This is a genomic window from Pseudomonas sp. NY15437 (assembly GCF_048068435.1).
In the GTDB taxonomy this organism is placed as follows: domain Bacteria; phylum Pseudomonadota; class Gammaproteobacteria; order Pseudomonadales; family Pseudomonadaceae; genus Pseudomonas; species Pseudomonas nitroreducens_B.
In genome coordinates, this window is record NZ_JBLUQC010000023.1 from 38560 (window position 1) to 56992 (window position 18433).

Annotated in this window: 19 protein-coding genes; 12 read left to right on the forward strand and 7 right to left on the reverse strand. The window is 66.9% G+C overall.

Annotation, left to right across the window (positions count from 1 at the left end; genetic code table 11):
- Nucleotides 1–8 precede the first annotated feature (8 nt).
- The 3 genes from ACNFIA_RS30535 (at nt 9) to ACNFIA_RS30545 (ending at nt 4129) form a co-directional block, all read left to right on the forward strand.
- On the forward strand, nt 9–2633 hold the full coding sequence (locus ACNFIA_RS30535; RefSeq protein WP_416790815.1) for a phosphomannomutase/phosphoglucomutase: 2625 nt from the start codon (nt 9–11) through the stop codon (nt 2631–2633).
- Between the two features lie 30 nt (nt 2634–2663).
- Nucleotides 2664–3569 carry an acetylglutamate kinase gene (argB, locus tag ACNFIA_RS30540; protein ID WP_259758089.1) on the forward strand — a complete coding sequence of 302 codons (906 nt, stop codon included), beginning with the start codon at nt 2664–2666 and terminating at the stop codon, nt 3567–3569.
- A gap of 113 nt (nt 3570–3682) precedes the next feature.
- A complete protein-coding gene (locus ACNFIA_RS30545) occupies nt 3683–4129 on the forward strand; it encodes an acyl-CoA thioesterase (protein WP_088419879.1) in 447 nt (148 codons plus the stop codon).
- Between the two features lie 18 nt (nt 4130–4147).
- Here the strand turns inward: ACNFIA_RS30545 and ACNFIA_RS30550 are convergent, their stop codons facing one another.
- Together ACNFIA_RS30550 and pyrE are read right to left on the reverse strand one after the other, a co-directional pair.
- A complete protein-coding gene (locus tag ACNFIA_RS30550; protein ID WP_416790816.1) occupies nt 4148–4768 on the reverse strand; it encodes a DUF4124 domain-containing protein in 621 nt (206 codons plus the stop codon).
- A gap of 20 nt (nt 4769–4788) precedes the next feature.
- A complete protein-coding gene (gene pyrE / locus ACNFIA_RS30555; protein WP_259758090.1) occupies nt 4789–5430 on the reverse strand; it encodes an orotate phosphoribosyltransferase in 642 nt (213 codons plus the stop codon).
- An 81-nt stretch (nt 5431–5511) separates the two neighbouring features.
- Between pyrE and ACNFIA_RS30560 the strand changes: the two genes are divergently transcribed.
- Nucleotides 5512–6291, forward strand: coding sequence for an exodeoxyribonuclease III (locus tag ACNFIA_RS30560; protein WP_015479555.1), 780 nt, complete (start codon nt 5512–5514; stop codon nt 6289–6291).
- A gap of 72 nt (nt 6292–6363) precedes the next feature.
- Here ACNFIA_RS30560 and ACNFIA_RS30565 read toward each other — a convergent pair whose 3' ends face one another.
- Nucleotides 6364–6735, reverse strand: coding sequence for a DUF4870 domain-containing protein (locus ACNFIA_RS30565; RefSeq protein ID WP_416790817.1), 372 nt, complete (start codon nt 6733–6735; stop codon nt 6364–6366).
- A gap of 49 nt (nt 6736–6784) precedes the next feature.
- Nucleotides 6785–7504, reverse strand: a complete 720-nt coding sequence (gene rph / locus ACNFIA_RS30570) for a ribonuclease PH (RefSeq protein WP_416790818.1) — start codon at nt 7502–7504, stop codon at nt 6785–6787.
- Between the two features lie 165 nt (nt 7505–7669).
- Between rph and ACNFIA_RS30575 the strand changes: the two genes are divergently transcribed.
- From ACNFIA_RS30575 to ACNFIA_RS30600, 6 genes are all read left to right on the forward strand, one after another.
- Complete coding sequence (locus ACNFIA_RS30575; RefSeq protein WP_416790820.1) at nt 7670–8533, forward strand: YicC/YloC family endoribonuclease; 864 nt, start codon at nt 7670–7672, stop codon at nt 8531–8533.
- Nucleotides 8534–8578: 45 nt separating this feature from the next.
- Nucleotides 8579–9190: a guanylate kinase gene (gene gmk / locus ACNFIA_RS30580; protein WP_259758094.1), complete on the forward strand. Its 612-nt coding sequence runs from the start codon at nt 8579–8581 to the stop codon at nt 9188–9190.
- 100 nt (nt 9191–9290) lie between these two features.
- On the forward strand, nt 9291–9557 hold the full coding sequence (gene rpoZ / locus ACNFIA_RS30585) for a DNA-directed RNA polymerase subunit omega (RefSeq protein ID WP_043256481.1): 267 nt from the start codon (nt 9291–9293) through the stop codon (nt 9555–9557).
- Between the two features lie 60 nt (nt 9558–9617).
- On the forward strand, nt 9618–11726 hold the full coding sequence (gene spoT / locus ACNFIA_RS30590; protein WP_259758095.1) for a bifunctional GTP diphosphokinase/guanosine-3',5'-bis pyrophosphate 3'-pyrophosphohydrolase: 2109 nt from the start codon (nt 9618–9620) through the stop codon (nt 11724–11726).
- A gap of 21 nt (nt 11727–11747) precedes the next feature.
- On the forward strand, nt 11748–12128 hold the full coding sequence (locus tag ACNFIA_RS30595; RefSeq protein ID WP_024762056.1) for a RidA family protein: 381 nt from the start codon (nt 11748–11750) through the stop codon (nt 12126–12128).
- Nucleotides 12129–12186: 58 nt separating this feature from the next.
- Nucleotides 12187–12921, forward strand: coding sequence for a hypothetical protein (locus ACNFIA_RS30600; RefSeq protein ID WP_259758096.1), 735 nt, complete (start codon nt 12187–12189; stop codon nt 12919–12921).
- Between the two features lie 30 nt (nt 12922–12951).
- Here ACNFIA_RS30600 and ACNFIA_RS30605 read toward each other — a convergent pair whose 3' ends face one another.
- The 3 genes from ACNFIA_RS30605 to ACNFIA_RS30615 form a co-directional block, all read right to left on the reverse strand.
- A complete protein-coding gene (locus ACNFIA_RS30605; RefSeq protein ID WP_259758097.1) occupies nt 12952–13575 on the reverse strand; it encodes a LysE family translocator in 624 nt (207 codons plus the stop codon).
- A 67-nt stretch (nt 13576–13642) separates the two neighbouring features.
- Complete coding sequence (locus ACNFIA_RS30610; RefSeq protein ID WP_416790822.1) at nt 13643–14443, reverse strand: AraC family transcriptional regulator; 801 nt, start codon at nt 14441–14443, stop codon at nt 13643–13645.
- 8 nt (nt 14444–14451) lie between these two features.
- On the reverse strand, nt 14452–15321 hold the full coding sequence (locus ACNFIA_RS30615) for an NAD-dependent epimerase/dehydratase family protein (RefSeq protein WP_416790823.1): 870 nt from the start codon (nt 15319–15321) through the stop codon (nt 14452–14454).
- 95 nt (nt 15322–15416) lie between these two features.
- Here ACNFIA_RS30615 and ACNFIA_RS30620 point away from each other — a divergent pair, with 95 nt between their 5' ends.
- Together ACNFIA_RS30620 and recG are read left to right on the forward strand one after the other, a co-directional pair.
- On the forward strand, nt 15417–16349 hold the full coding sequence (locus ACNFIA_RS30620; protein ID WP_017520699.1) for a hydrogen peroxide-inducible genes activator: 933 nt from the start codon (nt 15417–15419) through the stop codon (nt 16347–16349).
- Nucleotides 16346–18421 (forward strand): ATP-dependent DNA helicase RecG, encoded by a 2076-nt coding sequence (gene recG / locus ACNFIA_RS30625; protein WP_416790824.1) that lies wholly within the window; start codon nt 16346–16348, stop codon nt 18419–18421. Before ACNFIA_RS30620 ends, recG begins: the two co-directional genes overlap by 4 nt.
- Nucleotides 18422–18433: the final 12 nt, after the last annotated feature.

Below are 18433 nucleotides of genomic sequence, written 5' to 3' on the forward strand. Positions count from 1 at the left end.
GACGTTGCATGAAACTTTTCCAACGCACTGCCAAGGACAGCGCCGAGCTGCCGGAACTCGTGCCGGCGGAGAAGCCCGCCAAGGGCCCGGCCGCCAAGCTCGACCTCAAGCCGCTGCTGCCGGCCCTGGCGCTAACCGTGGGCGGAGTGGCGGCAGCGGGTGCGTTGCTGTGGTTCAGCCTGTTTGGCCAGGCCGACCAGGCGCATGTCCGCCAGGTCAGCAGCGCCTGGTCGGAGAACCAGGCGGGCGCCCTGCGCCAGTCCCTCAGCCTGCTGGCCGCCGACAGCCGCGCCATGGCAAGCGACCCGCAGTTGCTGCCGACCCTGCAAAGCAATGATCCGACCCGCATCGCCGCGCTGGAGAAGACCCTGACCCAGGGCCATCTGGACGGCCTGGTGGATGTGCACCTGAACGCCAGCGGCCAGGCCGTGCAGGACACGTCCCGCCTCGGCCCGCTGAACTACGCGGCGCTGGACATGCTGCACCGCGTCGAGAGCGGCCAGGCCGTGGCGCCGGAGGCCTACAAGGTCGGCACCCGCTGGCTGGTCTACAGCCCCACCGCCCTGCGCGGCGCGGACAATTCGATCCAGGGCTCGCTGCTGCTGGTCGTCGACCTGCAGCGTGTGCTGGCCAGCCTGCCGCCGATGTCCGCCGACATCGGCCAGCTGCAGCTGTCCCAGCAGTTCGGCAACTCGCCCGCCCAGGTCCTGCTGCAACGTGGCCAGGCCGACGGCGCCAGCGCCATCGAACTGCCCAGCGGCAACCCGAACTGGAAGCTGCGTTTCAGCCCCGGCCCGACCGTCACCGCGCCGCTGTATTCGCCAGCCCTGCTGGGCATCGCCGCGCTCCTGGCACTGGCCGGCGGCCTGCTGGGCCTCTATCTTGCGCAAAGTGCGATGCAGCGCCGGGTCAGCAAAGATGCCCAGGCCCTGGGGCAGTTCATTCAGGAACTCGCCGGCCAACGCACTGCCAAAGCTCCTGAGCTGAGCCTGCCGAGTCTGCAGGCGCTGGCTCAGGCGCTGGCCCGCCAGCCGCGCCGCAAGACCGAAACACCCGGTGCCAGCGCCCCCGCCGCGCCAGCAGCCCCCGTACAGCCGACGCCGGCTGTCGCCGCTGCCAGCGCCCCGACCGCCGGAGCCGACACGCCATTGGTCGATCCGCTGTTCCAGAGCACCGACATTCTGGACATCGACATTCTTGATGAAGACCAGGACCTCCTGGGATTGGAGCACACACACGCTATGAGCACGCCAAAAGCCCCGCAGCTGCCCGCCAGCATCTTCCGCGCCTACGACATCCGTGGCGTGGTCGGCGACACCCTGACCGCCGAGACCGCCTACTGGGTCGGCCGCGCGATCGGTTCCGAAAGCCTGGCGCGCGGCGAGCCGTGCGTCTCCGTGGGCCGTGACGGCCGCCTGTCCGGCCCCGAGCTGGTCCAGCAACTGATCCAGGGCCTGGTCGATTGCGGCTGCCAGGTCACCGACATCGGCATGGTGCCCACGCCGGTCCTGTACTACGCGGCCAACGTCCTGGAAGGCAAGTCGGGCGTGATGCTCACCGGCAGCCACAACCCGCCGGACTACAACGGCTTCAAGATCGTCGTCGCCGGCGAGACCCTGGCCAACGAACAGATCCAGGCCCTGCGCGAGCGCATCCAGAACGATGACCTCGCCTCCGGCGTGGGCAGCGTGCAGCAGATCGACATCCTGCCGCGCTACTTCCAGCAGATCCGCGACGACATCGCCCTGGCCAAGCCGCTGAAAGTGGTGGTGGACTGCGGCAACGGCGTGGCCGGCGTGATCGCCCCGCAGCTGATCGAAGCCCTGGGCTGCACCGTGATCCCGCTGTACTGCGACGTCGACGGCACCTTCCCCAACCACCACCCGGACCCGGGCAAGCCCGAGAACCTGGAAGACCTGATCGCCAAGGTCAAGGAAACCGGCGCCGACCTGGGCCTGGCCTTCGACGGCGACGGCGACCGCGTGGGCGTGGTGACCAACGAAGGCACCATCATCTACCCCGACCGCCTGCTGATGCTGTTCGCCAAGGACGTGGTTTCGCGCAACCCGGGCGCGGACATCATCTTCGACGTCAAATGCACCCGTCGCCTGATCTCGCTGATCAGCGGCTACGGCGGCCGTCCGGTGATGTGGAAGACCGGCCACTCGCTGATCAAGAAGAAAATGAAGGAAACCGGCGCCCTGCTCGCCGGCGAGATGAGCGGCCACATCTTCTTCAAGGAGCGCTGGTACGGCTTCGACGACGGCATCTACAGCGCCGCGCGCCTGCTGGAAATCATCAGCCTGGACAAGCGCGACGCCGAGCGCGTGTTCTCCGCCTTCCCGCTGGACATTTCCACCCCGGAAATCAACATCACCGTCACCGACGAGGGCAAGTTCGCCCTGATCGAGGCGCTGCAGGCCCGCGGCCAGTGGGGTGAAGCCAACCTCACCACCCTGGACGGCGTGCGCGTGGATTACCCCAAAGGCTGGGGCCTGGTTCGTGCCTCCAACACCACGCCGGTGCTGGTGCTGCGTTTCGAGGCGGATTCCCAGGACGAACTGGAACGCATCAAGGACGTGTTCCGTACCCAGCTGAAAGCGGTCGACCCCGCGCTCAGCCTGCCCTTCTGACCCTTACGTAGCACTATGCCGGAGCCCACCATGACCCAGAGCCGCGATGACGCCGCCCAGGTTGCCCGCGTCCTTGCCGAAGCCCTGCCCTACATCCGCCGCTTCGTCGGCAAGACGCTGGTGATCAAGTACGGCGGCAACGCCATGGAAACGGACGAGCTGAAGAACAGCTTCGCCCGCGACGTGGTGCTGATGAAGGCCGTCGGCATCAATCCGGTGGTGGTCCATGGTGGCGGTCCGCAGATCGGCGACCTGCTCAACCGCCTGTCGATCGAGAGCCACTTCATCGATGGCATGCGCGTCACCGACGCGCAGACCATGGACGTGGTGGAAATGGTCCTCGGCGGCCAGGTGAACAAGGACATCGTCAACCTGATCAACCGTCATGGCGGCAGCGCCATCGGCCTGACCGGCAAGGACGCCGAGCTGATCCGCGCGAAGAAGCTCACCGTCACCCGCCAGACGCCGGAGATGACCAAGCCGGAAATCATCGACATCGGCCACGTGGGCGAAGTCACCGGGGTCAACGTCGAGCTGCTGAACATGCTGGTGCAGGGCGACTTCATCCCGGTCATCGCACCGATCGGCGTGGGCGCCAACGGCGAGTCCTACAACATCAACGCCGACCTGGTGGCCGGCAAGGTGGCCGAGGCGCTGAAGGCCGAGAAGCTGATGCTGCTCACCAACATCGCCGGCCTGATGGACAAGCAGGGCCAGGTCCTCACCGGCCTGACCACCGAGCAGGTCAACGAGCTGATCGCCGACGGCACCATCTACGGCGGCATGCTGCCGAAGATCCGTTGCGCCCTGGAAGCGGTGCAGGGCGGCGTGACCAGCGCGCACATCATCGATGGCCGCGTGCCCAACGCCGTGCTGCTGGAGATCTTCACCGACAGCGGTGTCGGCACGCTGATCACCAACCGCAAGCATCGCTGATCGAAAACGACACCCGCCTGGAGCGATCCACGCGGGTGTTTTTTTGCCTGTTCGACGCCGCCGCCAGCTCATGCGCAGGCCGCGTCGAACTCGCCTTCAGGAGTTTGTCCGCCATGGCCGCCTCTCCCGTCTCCCGCAATGACTTCAGCTTCTTCCACGGCCTGCGCGTGCGCTGGTCGGAGGTCGACCCGCAGGGCATCGTCTTCAACGGCAACTACCTGACCTACGCCGACGTCGCCACCACCGAGTACTACCGCCACCTGGGCGTGAGCTACCCGGCAGACCTGCTGCGCGGCGGCGGCGATCTGTTCGCGGTGAAGACCACCCTGGAATACCTGGCGCCCGCCCGCTTCGACGACTGGCTGGAAATGGGCGTGCGCGTCAGCCGGCTGGGCCGCAGCAGCCTGACCTTCCAGGTGTCGATCTGGTGCGAGGAAACCCTGCTGACGCTGGGGGAACTGATCTACGCCTATGCGGGCGTTGACCGCACGAGCCAGCCGCTGCCGGACTGGCTGCGCGGGAAGATCAATGAATTCGAGCGGGTCTCGCCGCAGCAGTAAGCGCGGCGAGCGCCTGCCTCAATTGCCGCCGGAGATCTGGACGAAACGCGCCCGATCAGCGGCGAAGCTGCTCTGCGCCTGGGTGCGCAGCTGCTGGTAACGGGCGATGTCCTGCAGCAGGCGTTGTTCGTCGCTGCGCAGGTTGTTCAGTTGCGCGACCAGATCCTCCGGCACCGGGCGCCCGGCGCGCTCCTGATCGGCAGCGCGGGCCTGGAGGTTGGCCTGCTGGTTCTTCAGCGACTGCAGGTTGCCCTTGGCCACACTGGTCAGCCCATCGAGTTCGGCCAGCTTGCGGTCACGGGCACGGTCGACGTCCTCGACGCTGGTGTACAGGCGCATCAGCTGCTGGTCGGAACTGGCGCGGGCGGCATCTGCCTTGCGCTGCTCGATCTCGGCGGCGGTCGGCGCCGGCGGTACCTCGCGGATCACCCGGCCCTGCTCGTTGAGCACCTGGTAACCCTTGCCGATGTACTGCGGCGGCACACCCAGGCGGTCGATGACGGTGATGCCGCGGTCATCGACATAGCGGTACAGCTCCACCTGGCTGGCCGGCTGGCCGGCAGCCGCCACCTGGCCGGCGAGCATGACGCCAAGCAGCCCCATCAACACCCTGTAACGGTAAGCACCCTGCTTGGCCATGCCCGACACCCTTGTTCCGCTTAGATACCGTACTGCGCTCGATAGGCCTCGACTGCCGCGAGATGCTGCTTGAGCTGGCTGTCGCCAGCCAGATACTCCAGCACTTGCTCCAGCGAGACAATACTGACCACCGGGATCGAAAAGTCGCGCTCGACTTCCTGGATCGCCGACAGCTCGCCCTTGCCGCGTTCCTGGCGGTTCAGCGCGATCAGCACGCCGGCGGCCTGTGCGCCCTGGGCATCGATGATCTGCATGACTTCGCGGATCGCGGTGCCGGCGGTGATCACGTCGTCGATGATCAGCGCGCGGCCGGTCAGCGGGGCGCCGACCAGCGTGCCGCCTTCACCGTGGTCCTTGGCTTCCTTGCGGTTGAAGCACCAGGGCAGGTCGCGGCCATGCTGTTCCGCCAGCGCAATGGCTGTAGCGGCCGCCAGCGGAATTCCTTTATAGGCCGGGCCGAACAACACGTCGAAAGGTATGCCGCTGTCGACCACCGCACTGGCGTAGAAACGACCCAGCTGGGACAGCGCAACGCCGGTGTTGAACAGGCCGGCGTTGAAGAAGTACGGGCTGGTGCGCCCGGACTTGAGGGTGAATTCGCCGAAACGAAGAACGCCGCGCTCGATGGCGAAGCGGATGAAATCGCGTTGATATGGCTGCATGGGAGAGAACCGGCCGGTATGAATTTAGCTAAACCGTTTGAGCTCGGGTATCATACACACACGTGATTTTGGGGGCCATTTATGCGGATCATCAGTGTGAACGTGAATGGTATTCAGGCTGCAGCCGAGCGTGGTTTGCTCAGTTGGCTGCAAGCCCAGAATGCCGACGTGATCTGCTTGCAGGATACCCGCGCCTCCGCTTTCGATCTGGATGACCCATCCTACCAACTGGATGGCTACTTCCTGTACGCCTGCGATGCCGAAGTGCCCAGCCAGGGTGGCGTCGCAATCTATAGTCGTCTGCAACCCAAGGCTGTCATAAGCGGCCTGGGTTTCGAGATGGCCGATCGTTACGGGCGCTACCTGCAAGCCGATTTCGACAAGGTGAGTATCGCCACTCTCCTGCTGCCTACCGGGCAGGAAGGGGACGAGAACCTGAACCACAAGTTCAAGTTCATGGACGATTTCGCCCAGTACATGAACAAGCAGCGCCGCAAGCGCCGCGAATACATCTATTGCGGCTCGCTGTACGTCGCGCACCAGAAGCTGGACGTGAAGAACTGGCGCGAATGCCAGCAGTCGCCCGGCTTCATGGCGCCGGAGCGTGGCTGGATGGATGAGATCTTCGGCACCATGGGCTATGTCGACGCCCTGCGCGAGGTCAACCGCGAAGGCGACCAGTACAGCTGGTGGCCGGAAAGCGAACAGGCCGAGCTGCTCAACCTGGGCTGGCGTTTCGACTACCAGATCCTCACGCCGGGTCTGCGCCGCTTCGTGCGCAGCGCCAAGCTGCCGCGCCAGCCGCGCTTCTCCCAGCATGCGCCGCTGATCGTGGACTACGACTGGACCCTGAGCATCTGAGTCGCACCTGCCGCCATCGGGCGCACAGAAAAAAGCCGGCTTCGCGCCGGCTTTTTCGTGTCTGCTGCGGGCCTACTTGATCGGCCGCCAGGTGAAGGGATAGCGGTAATCCAGCCCTTCGTTGGCCTTGATCCCGGCGATGATGGTCAGCACCAGCGCGCCGATGCTCACCAGCCCGAGCAGGAAGAAGCCGATCACCACCAGCATCAGCAGGAAACTGACCACCACCGCGAGGCTCACGGTGATCTGGAAGTTCAGCGCTTCCTTGCCCTGGCGGTCCACAAAGGGGTCTGATTCACGCTTGATCTGCCAGACGATCAGCGGCCCGAGCAGGTTGCCGAAGGGGAAGATGAAGCCGAGGAAGGCGGCGAAGTGGCAGAACATCGCCCACTGCCGGGCCTCCTGGCTCGGCTGAACCTGTTGTACCGGTACGTCGTCGCTCATCCTTTGGCTCCTTGCAGGTGAAGATCGGGCGGACGCGCCGCCCGTCGGATCATTCCGCCAGCGCGGCGCGCTGCAGTTCGAACAGTTCGCGCAGGCCCTGCTGCGCCAGCTCCAGCATGGCATTGAGCTCGGCCGGCTGGAAGGGCACGCCCTCGGCGGTGCCCTGCACTTCGATGAAGCCGCCGGCATCGGTCATGACCACGTTCAGGTCGGTCTCGGCGGCGGAGTCTTCCAGGTAGTCCAGGTCCAGCACCGGCTCGCCCTGGTACATGCCCACGGAGACGGCAGCGACCATCTGCTTGAGCGGGTTGCCCTTGAGCGCGCCGCGCTTCTTCAGCACGGCCAGGGCGTCAATCAACGCCACGGTGGCCCCGGTAATCGACGCGGTGCGGGTACCGCCGTCGGCCTGGATCACATCGCAGTCGATGTACAGGGTGTTCTCGCCCAGCTTGGAAAGATCCAGCGCGGCACGCAGGGAACGACCGATCAGGCGCTGGATCTCCAGGGTGCGACCACCCTGCTTGCCGCGCGCGGCTTCGCGCTGGTTACGCTCGCCGGTGGAACGCGGCAGCATGCCGTATTCGGCGGTCAGCCAGCCCTGGCCCTGGCCCTTGAGGAAGCGCGGCACACCGGATTCGGCGCTGACGGTGCAGATCACCTTGGTGTCGCCGAACTCGACCAGCACGGAGCCCTCGGCGTGCTTGGTGTAATGGCGGGTGATACGGATCGGGCGCAGTTGGTCGGCGGCGCGGCCACTGGGACGGTTCATGGAGGCATCCTGTACAGATTACTGGCGGGGGAATGTCCGCCATTATAGAGGCCAGCGGACGGGCGCAACCACCGCCGGCGTGCGGCTGCGCGCTACGCTGGGGTACAATTACCGGTTTCCGACGACATGTCGGCGGTTTTCCCAGTCTTTGAGAGAGGTGACTCCATGGTCCACAGCATGACCGCCTTCGCCCGCGTCGAGCGCGCCAGCAGCCATGGAACCCTGAGCTGGGAGCTGCGCTCGGTCAACCACCGCTACCTCGAACCCAACCTGCGCCTGCCCGAAGCCTTCCGCGACCTCGAAGGCGCGGTGCGCGAAGCGCTGCGCCAGGGGCTCTCGCGCGGCAAGGTGGAATGCACCCTGCGCTTCAACGAGGAAAACGCCGGCAAGACGCTGCAGGTCGACCGCGAGCGCGCCGCGCAGCTGGTCGCCGCCGCCGAGACCGTCGCCGGCCTGATCAACAACCCCGCCGCGCTCGACCCGCTGGCGGTGCTCGCCTGGCCGGGCGTGCTGGTGGGCGACGCCGCCGATCCGCAGGCGCTCAATGCCAGCGCGCTGGCCGCCTTCACCCAGGCACTGGACGAGCTCAAGGCCGGCCGCGCCCGCGAAGGCGCCGAGCTGTCGAAGATCATCGACGAACGCCTGGCGGCGATGCTGGACGAGGTGGCCAACCTGCGCCAGCTGGTGCCGGAAATGCTCGCCAACCAGCGCCAGAAGATCCTCGACCGCTTCGCCGAGATGAAGGCCGAACTCGACCCGCAGCGCCTGGAGCAGGAAATGGTCCTGCTGGCGCAGAAGAGCGACGTCGCCGAGGAACTGGACCGCCTGAGCACCCACGTCACCGAAGTGCGCCGCGTACTCAAGGCCGGCGGTGCCGCCGGGCGGCGCCTGGACTTCCTGATGCAGGAACTCAACCGCGAGGCCAACACGCTGGGTTCGAAGGCTTTCGACCCGCGCTCCACCCAGGCCGCGGTCAACCTCAAGGTCCTGATCGAGCAGATGCGCGAACAGGTCCAGAATATCGAATAAGCCGGACGCCTCCGGTCCCATCCACCGCAACTCCAGGAAAGCGCCATGTCCGGCACCCTGTACATCGTTTCCGCGCCGTCGGGCGCCGGCAAGACCAGCCTGGTCAAGGCCCTGCTCGACGTCATGCCCAGCGTGCGCGTCTCCGTCTCCCACACCACCCGCGCCATGCGCCCGGGCGAAGTGGACGGGGTGAACTATCACTTCGTCGGCCGCGACACCTTCACCGCCATGCTCGAGCGCAATGAGTTTCTCGAACATGCGCAGGTCTTCGACAACCTCTACGGCACGTCCCAGCGCTGGGTGGAAAAGACCCTCGCCGACGGCAACGACCTGATCCTGGAGATCGACTGGCAGGGCGCGCAGCAGGTGCGCCGGCTGATGCCCCAGGCGCAGTCGATCTTCATCCTGCCGCCCAGCCAGCAGGCCCTGCGCCAGCGCCTGACCAACCGCGGCCAGGACAGCGACGAGGTGATCGAGCGGCGCATGCAGGAAGCGGTGAGCGAGATGAGCCACTATGTGGAATACGATCACCTGGTGATCAACGACGATTTCGCCCACGCGCTGGAAGACCTCAAGGCGATCTTCCGCGCCCGCCAGCTGCGCCAGGATGCCCAGCAGCAACGCCATGCCGAGCTGCTGCAGAGCCTGCTGGCCTGAAACGGGCGAGAGAAGGCACTTCCATTCAGATTGGCGATTTTTTAGACTATCCAGTCCGCCCGGCATTCTCCGGGCTTCCATTTTAGTAACGAGGAACACCATGGCCCGCGTCACCGTTGAAGACTGCCTGGACAACGTCGATAACCGTTTCGAGCTGGTCATGCTCGCCACCAAGCGCGCGCGCCAGCTGGCCACCGGCGGCAAGGAGCCGAAGGTAGCCTGGGAAAACGACAAGCCCACCGTCGTCGCTCTGCGCGAGATCGCCTCGGGCCTGGTGGATGCTGAGATCGTTCAGCAGGAGGACGTGGTTGAAGAAGAGCCGCTGTTCGCTGCTTTTGAAGACGAGGCCAACAACGAGGCCCTGTAAGTCGATGTCAGGCCGACGAATCGGCGCGCCGCGATGTTCCGCTCGGCAGGGGGTTGACCCATGCCGAGCATAGACGCCTTCGCCGACCGGCTGTCGAGCTATCTGGGCCCGGATCAGGTCAACCTGGTCCGCCGCGCCTACTACTACGCCGAGCAGGCCCACGACGGGCAGCGCCGCCGCAGCGGCGAAGCCTACGTCACGCACCCGCTCGCCGTCGCCAACATCCTCGCCGACATGCACATGGACCATCAGAGCCTGATGGCGGCCATGCTGCACGACGTGATCGAGGACACCGGCATCGCCAAGGAAGCCCTCACCGGGCAGTTCGGCGAGACCGTCTCGGAACTCGTGGACGGGGTCAGCAAGCTGACCCAGATGAACTTCGAGTCCAAGGCCGAGGCGCAGGCCGAGAACTTCCAGAAGATGGCCATGGCCATGGCGCGCGACATCCGCGTGATCCTGGTGAAGCTGGCCGACCGCCTGCACAACATGCGCACCCTGGAAGTGCTGTCGGGCGAAAAGCGCCGGCGCATCGCCAAGGAAACCCTGGAAATCTACGCCCCCATCGCCAACCGGCTGGGCATGCACAGCATGCGCGTGGAATTCGAGGACCTGGGCTTCAAGGCCATGCACCCGATGCGCTCCGAGCGTATCCGCCAGGCAGTCAAGAAAGCCCGCGGCAACCGCCGCGAGATCGTCGGCAAGATTCAGGAATCGCTGGTCAACTGCCTCGCCCGCGAAGGCATGGAAGGCCAGGTCCTGGGCCGCGAAAAGCACCTGTTCAGCATCTACAAGAAGATGCGCGGCAAGCGCAAGGCGTTCAACGAGATCATGGACGTCTACGCCTTCCGCATCATCGTCGACAAGGTCGACACCTGCTACCGCGTGCTCGGCGCCGTGCACAACCTGTACAAGCCGTTCCCCGGTCGCTTCAAGGACTACATCGCGATTCCCAAGGCCAACGGCTACCAGTCGTTGCACACCACGCTGTTCGGCATGCATGGCGTGCCCATCGAGATCCAGATCCGCACCCGCGAGATGGAAGAGATGGCCAACCACGGCATCGCCGCCCACTGGCTGTACAAGTCCAGTGAAGAGGAAGCGCAGAAAGGCACCCATGCCCGCGCCCGCCAGTGGGTGAAGGGCATCCTCGAACTGCAGCAGCGCGCCGGCAACTCGCTGGAATTCATCGAGAACGTGAAGATCGACCTGTTCCCGGACGAGGTCTACGTCTTCACGCCCAAGGGCCGCATCATGGAGCTGCCCAAGGGTTCGACCGCCGTGGACTTCGCCTACGCGGTGCACACCGACGTCGGCAACAGTTGCATCGCCTGCCGTATCAACCGCCGCCTGGCGCCGCTGTCCGAGCCGCTGCAGAGCGGCGCGACGGTGGAGATCGTCACCGCGCCGGGCACCCGGCCGAACCCGGCCTGGCTCAATTTCGTGGTCACCGGCAAGGCGCGCACGCACATCCGCCACGCGCTCAAGCTGCAACGCCGCTCCGAGTCGATCAACCTCGGCGAGCGCCTGCTGAACAAGACCCTGGCCGGCTTCGACAGCCACCTGGAGAAGATCCCGCAGGAGCGCATCCAGGGCGTGCTCAACGAATACCGCATGGAAGTCTTCGAGGATCTGCTCGAGGAAATCGGCCTGGGCAACCGCATGGCCTACGTGGTCGCGCGCCGCCTGCTGTCCAGCGAAGGCGAAGAAGCGCCCAGTGCCGAAGGGCCGCTGGCGATCCGCGGCACCGAGGGCCTGGTGCTCAGCTACGCCAAGTGCTGCACGCCGATTCCCGGCGACCCCATCGTCGGCCACCTGTCCGCCGGCAAGGGCATGGTCGTGCACCTGGAGAACTGCCGGAACATCAGCGAAATCCGCCACAATCCGGAAAAGTGCATCCAGCTCAGCTGGGCCAAGGATGTCACCGGCGAATTCAACGTCGAACTGCGCGTCGAGCTGGAGCACCAGCGCGGCCTGATCGCCCTGCTGGCGACCAGCGTCAACGCGGCCGACGGCAACATCGAGAAGATCAGCATGGACGAGCGCGACGGTCGCATCAGCGTGGTCCAGCTCGTCGTCAGCGTGCATGACCGTGTGCACCTGGCCCGCGTCATCAAGAAGCTGCGCGCGCTCAAGGGCGTGATCCGCATCACCCGCATGCGCAGCTGATCCCCACCCCAAGGAGTCGACATGACCAAGACCGTTATCCACACCGACAAGGCACCGGCCGCCATTGGCACCTACTCCCAGGCGATCAAGGCTGGCAACACCGTCTATGTCTCCGGTCAGATCCCGCTGGACCCGAAAACCATGGAGCTGGTCGAGGGCTTCGAAGAGCAGACCGTCCAGGTCTTCGAGAACCTCAAGGCCGTCATCGAAGCCTCCGGCGGCTACCTGCACGACGTGGCCAAGCTGAACATCTTCCTCACCGACCTGTCGCACTTCGCCAAGGTCAACGAGATCATGGGCAAGTACTTCACCCAGCCCTACCCGGCCCGCGCCGCCATCGGCGTTGCCGCCCTGCCCAAGGGCGCCCAGGTCGAGATGGACGCCATCGTCGTCCTGGAATAAGCCGTCACTCCCAAACGGGGCCTTCAGGGCCCCGTTTTCTTGTCTGCAAGGAGCACACATGCGTCGCGCCCTGATCCTGAGCGCCCTGGTCAGCCTGCTCACCGGCTGCGCCGGCACCCCGTCCGACCCTTCCGGCGTCTGGGTCAACCAGGCCGCCATCGATGCCGCCGGCAAGGGCGGCAAGCTGCGCGAGGCGCTGCTGGCCTACGGCCCGAACCTGGAATGGAAGCTGGACACCAAGGCCCGTCAGGCCACCTTCAGCAACGGCTTCGAGCTGGGCGAAGGCCAACTGACCGCCGAAGATCCCAAGCACTACCGCGTCGACTTCTACGGCAGCAACCAGGAATCCCTGGAGCTGGACGGCAAGGAGCTGGTGCAGGTGGGCAGCGACAACTGGCCCGAGCAGCGCTTCCAGCGCCCCAAGGAGCAGCCCGCCGCGCAAGGCCCGGCCGGCAGCACTTTCGAGAACGCGCTCTACGCCGCGTACCTCAAGGGCACCTGGATCATCGAGGAAGGCGACGGCAAGGGCAGCAAGGTCAAGTTCGCCCCCAACGGCAGCCTCGAGGGCATGCCCGGCTTCGATCGCTACGCGCTGTGCCTGGCCGGCGACTGCGCGGCGATGAGCGGCGACAACGACAGCATCTGGCTGCAACAGGGCCAGCAGGGCCGCGAGTACCTGTTCGAGCGCGACGGCGACAAGCTGGAGCTGTTCGAAGCGGTGAACCGCGCCCAGGCCGACGAGATGCCCAGCTACGAACCCGGCAACAAGGTCTGGACCCTGGAGCGCGACTGACCTGCGCGAGCGGGGGCGATTGACGCAACGTCAGCGCAGCCCGCTCCACAGCAGCCAACCCCCGAGCGCCAGCAGCAGGCCGCCGCAGAGGCGGTCCAGCGCCGTGACCCGGCGCTTGAGCCAGCCTCGCCAGCGCGGGCGATCCAGCAGGCGCACCAGCGCCATGTCCCACAGCAGCACCACCGTGCCCATCCACAGCACGCAGACGCCCAGCGCCCAGCCCGGCAGGTGGAACTGCCCGAGCACGCCGAACAGCCCGGTGTAAAAGATCGGCAGCTTGGGGTTCAGGCTGCTGGCCAGCAGGCCCTCGCGCATACCGCGCAGGAATCCACCACTGCGCAGCGCTCCCCGCTCCATGGGAATTTCCAGCTCCCGCCGCGCCAGCACCGCCTGCGCACCGAGCCAGACGAAGTAGGCGCCACCCAGCAGCTGCACCACCCGCAGGCCCTGGCTCGCCACGTCCGGCAGCAGGCCGAGGACGAACAGCACCAGCAGCATGCTCGCCAGATTGGCCAGGGCGATGCCCGCCGCGCAGCCGTCGGCATGGCGCCGCCCCCGCAGCAGCGCGGCGCGGATCAACAGGAAGAAGTCCGGCCCCGGCGACAGCAGGGCGGCGAAGTGGGTGCTGGCGACCAGCGCGAAAGCGGCGAACATGGCGATCTCCCGGAAAGCGGCGTCGCGCAGTCTGGAAGCGTCGGGGCTCGCCGGTCTTGGAAGAAAGTCAGGTGCGCGTGGTGCGCAGGAAGCGCCCCGGCGTGACGCCGGTGAAGCGGCGGAAGGTGCCGGAGAAGTGCGCCTGGTCGTAGAAGCCCAGGGCCAGCGCGACGTCCAGTGGCTTCTCGCCGGCCACCAGCAGGCGCTTGGCTTCGCGGATGCGGCGCTGCAGCAGGTAGGTGTGCGGCGGCACGCCATAGGCGTTGCGGAAGGCGTCGATCAGGTGGCGCGGATGGCGCTGCAGCAGCGCAGCCAGCGCTTCGAGACTGACCGCCTCGCGGTAATGCGCCTCCAGGTAGTCGCGCAGTCTTGCGGTCACGCTGCCATCGCGCGACGCCGAGGCAGTCGGGCGCATGCCGCCGTGGCGGACGAACACCAACTCCAGCAGCGCCAGCAGTTCGCTCTCCAGCGCCAGCGCATCGTTGCGCTCGAACTCGCTGGCGACGCGCCGCAGCGCCTCCGCCACCTGCCCGTCATCGTGCGGATTGAGCGCCTGGAAGCCCCGCGGCAACTGCTTGCGCCCCAGCAGCGGGAGCAGGCGCGATTCCTCGATGTAGAGCATGCGATAGACCAGCCGCTCGCTCTCGGCATTGCCGGTGTGCGGCTCCTCCGGGTTCATCAGCGACAGGGTACCGGCCGGCAGCACGTGGTGCGCGCCGCGGCACTGGTAGCCACCGGCACCCTGGAGGATGGCGCCGATGGCGAAGGCATCGTGGCTGTGACGCCCGAATGGCTGGCCGGAGAAGTCCGCATGGAACAACTCCACCCCAGGCAACCAGGGGCGCGCCAGCAGCCGGTTGGCGTCCATCAGACCTTTCAGTCCTGCTTGCCGGCGAGGATGGCCGCATAGCCTTCGCGGAAGCTCGGGTAGCGCGGCGCCCAGCCCAGCGCGCGGGCGCGGGCATTGCTGCAGCGCTTGCTGCCGGCGCGGCGCACGGTCTGCTCGTCGGCCCAGTGGGTGACGCCCAACTGCTCGCGTAGCCAGCCGACCACCTCGTGCAGCGCCGCCGGCTCGTTGTCCACGCCGAGGTAGCAGTCCTCAAGCACAGCGCCGCTGCGGTCGGCTTCCAGCAGCGCGGCGAGCAGGCCGGCGGCGTCTTCGGCATGGATGCGGTTGGCGTACAGCGGCGGCTTGCTGGCGACCCGGTAGCCCTCGCGCACCTGCCTGAGCAGCCACTCGCGGCCGGGACCATAAATGCCGGTGAGGCGCACGACGCTGGCGGGAATGCCGCTGTGCAGCGCCAGTTGCTCGGCTTCGAGCATCACGCTGCCGGAGTAGCTCTGCGCTTGGGCCGGCGAGCTCTCGTCGACCCACTCGCCGTGGCGCTGGGCGTACACGCCGCTGCTGGAGACGAACAGCAGGCGCCTGGGCGTCTGCCCGCGCTGCTGCAGCCAGCCGAGGGTGTTGCGCAGGCCTTCGACGTAGGCGGCGCGGTAACCGGCTTCGTCGTGCTGGCTCGCGGCGGCGCAGAACACCAGGTAGTCCAGCCGACCCACCGGCCAGGTGTCCGGGCATTCGAGCTGGCCCAGGTCACCGGCCACCGGCAGCACTTCCAGCGGTAGTGCGGCGACCGTGCGACGCAGGCCGTGGACGCGCCAGTCGCGCGCGGCCAGCTGGCGGCCCAGGCGGCTGCCAACGTCGCCGCAGCCGACGATCATCAGGCTGGGGAAGGTGCTCTTGCTCATGCTTGGCTCCGCGAATCAAAGCTCGGCAGTTTAGCGCGGTTGGTTCGCGGCGGTGCAGCCGCTATGCTTGGGCCACCTCAACGGACTTAGTCGCCATGACCCTTACCGAACTGCGCTACATCGTCACGCTTGCCCAGGAGCAACACTTCGGCCGCGCCGCGGAGCGCTGCCACGTCAGCCAGCCGACGCTGTCGGTGGGCGTGAAGAAGCTCGAAGACGAGCTCGGCGTGCTGATCTTCGAGCGCAGCAAGAGCGCGGTACGCCTGACCCCGGTCGGCGAAGGCATCGTGGCGCAGGCGCAGAAGGTGCTGGAGCAGGCCCAGGGCATCCGCGAACTGGCCCAGGCTGGCAAGAACCAGCTGACCTCGCCGCTCAAGGTCGGCGCCATCTACACCATCGGCCCCTACCTGTTCCCGCACCTGATCCCGCAGCTGCACCGGGTCGCCCCGCAGATGCCGCTGTACATCGAGGAAAACTTCACCCACATCCTGCGCGACAAGCTGCGCACCGGCGAGCTGGACGCGATCATCATCGCCCTGCCGTTCCAGGAAGCCGACGTGCTGACCCTGCAGCTGTTCGACGAGCCCTTCTACGTACTGATGCCCGCGGACCACCCCTGGACCGCGAAGAAGACCATCGACCCGGAGCTGCTCAACGACAAGAGCCTGCTGCTGCTCGGCGAGGGCCACTGCTTCCGCGACCAGGTCCTGGAAGCCTGCCCCACCACCCACAAGGGCGGCGAGAACAAGCACACCACCGTGGAATCCAGCTCGCTGGAAACCATCCGCCACATGGTCGCCTCCGGCCTGGGCGTATCGGTGCTGCCGTTCTCCGCCGTGGACAGTCACCACTACGCGCCGGGCGTGCTGGAAGTGCGCCCGTTCAGCGCGCCCGTACCCTTCCGCACCGTCGCCATCGCCTGGCGCGCCAGCTTCCCGCGGCCGCGCGCCATCGAGGTGCTGGCCGACTCGATCCGCCTGTGCTCGGTCGCCAAGCCGACCGTCAAGGGTGAAGCCGAGCCGGCATGACCGATCTGTCGAACGTCCCGGTCACCGCGCTCAAGGGCGTGGGCGCCGCGCTGGAAGAAAAGCTGGCGAAGGTCGGCCTGGAAAACCTCCAGGACATCCTCTTCCATCTGCCGCTGCGCTACCAGGACCGCACCCGCATCACCCCCATCGGCGCGCTGCGCCCGGGGCAGGATGCGGTGGTCGAAGGCGTGGTCTCCGGCGCCGACGTGGTGATGGGCAAGCGCCGCAGCCTGCTGGTGCGCCTGCAGGACGGCACCGGCACCCTGAGCCTGCGCTTCTACCACTTCAGCCAGGCGCAGAAGGAAAACCTCAAGCGCGGCACGCACCTGCGCTGCTACGGCGAAGCGCGCCCCGGCGCCTCCGGCCTGGAAATCTACCACCCCGAATACCGCTCCCTGACCGATGCCGCCGCAGCGCCGGTGGAGCAGACGCTGACGCCGATCTACCCCACCACCGAAGGCCTCACCCAGCAGCGCCTGCGCCAGCTCAGCGAGCAGACCCTGGCGCGCCTGGGGCCGTCGAGCCTGCCCGACTGGCTGCCGGCGGAACTGGCCCGCGACTACCGCCTGGGCCCGCTGGACGAAGCCATCCGCTACCTGCACCGGCCACCGCCGGACGCCGACCTGGAAGAACTCGCCGAAGGCCGCCACTGGGCCCAGCACCGCCTCGCCTTCGAGGAACTGCTGACCCACCAGCTGTCGCTGCAACGCCTGCGCGAGAGCGTGCGCTCCCAGGCCGCACCGCAGCTGCCGCCGGCCAAGAAACTGCCGGCGCAGTACCTGAAGAACCTCGGCTTCAAGCCCACCGGAGCGCAGCAACGCGTCGGTGCGGAGATCGCCTACGACCTCGCCCAACCCGAACCCATGCTGCGCCTGGTGCAAGGCGACGTCGGCGCCGGCAAGACCGTGGTCGCCGCCCTCGCCGCCCTGCAAGCGCTGGAGGCCGGCTACCAGGTGGCACTGATGGCGCCCACCGAAATCCTCGCCGAACAGCACTTCCTCAACTTCACCAAGTGGCTGCAGCCGCTGGGCATCGAAGTCGCCTGGCTGGCCGGCAAGCTCAAGGGCAAGGCCCGCGCCAGCGCCCTGGAACGAATCGCCGACGGCGCGCCGATGATCGTCGGCACCCACGCGCTGTTCCAGGACGAAGTGAAGTTCAAGCGCCTGGCCCTGGTGATCATCGACGAACAGCACCGCTTCGGTGTGCAGCAGCGCCTCGCCCTGCGCCAGAAGGGCGTCGACGGCCGGCTCTGCCCGCACCAGCTGATCATGACCGCCACGCCCATCCCACGGACCCTGGCGATGAGCGCCTACGCCGACCTGGATACCTCGATCCTCGACGAGCTGCCGCCCGGCCGCACCCCGGTGAACACCGTGCTGGTGGCCGACAGCCGCCGCATCGAAGTGATCGAGCGGGTGCGCGCCGCCTGTGCCGAAGGTCGCCAGGCCTATTGGGTGTGCACGCTGATCGAGGAATCCGAAGAGCTCACCTGCCAGGCGGCGGAGACCACCTACGAGGAACTGTCCTCGGCGCTTGGCGAGCTGCGCGTCGGGCTGATCCACGGGCGCATGAAGCCGGCGGACAAGGCCGTGGTCATGGAAGCCTTCAAGGAAGGCCTGCTGCAACTGCTGGTCGCCACCACCGTCATCGAGGTCGGCGTGGACGTGCCCAACGCCAGCCTGATGATCATCGAGAACCCCGAGCGCCTGGGCCTGGCCCAGCTGCACCAGCTGCGCGGACGCGTCGGCCGGGGCAGTGCGGCGAGCCACTGCGTACTGCTCTACCATCCGCCGCTGTCGCAGATCGGCCGCGAACGCCTGGGCATCATGCGCGAGACCTGCGACGGCTTCGTCATCGCCGAGAAGGACCTGGAGCTGCGGGGCCCCGGCGAGATGCTCGGCACCCGCCAGACCGGCCTGCTGCAGTTCAAGGTGGCCGACCTGATGCGCGACGCGGACCTGCTGCCGGCGGTACGCGATGCCGCCCAGGCCCTGCTGGCTCACTGGCCGCAATCGGTGAGCCCATTGCTGGCCCGCTGGCTGCGTCACGGCCAGCAATACGGACAAGTGTGATCTATTTCACCT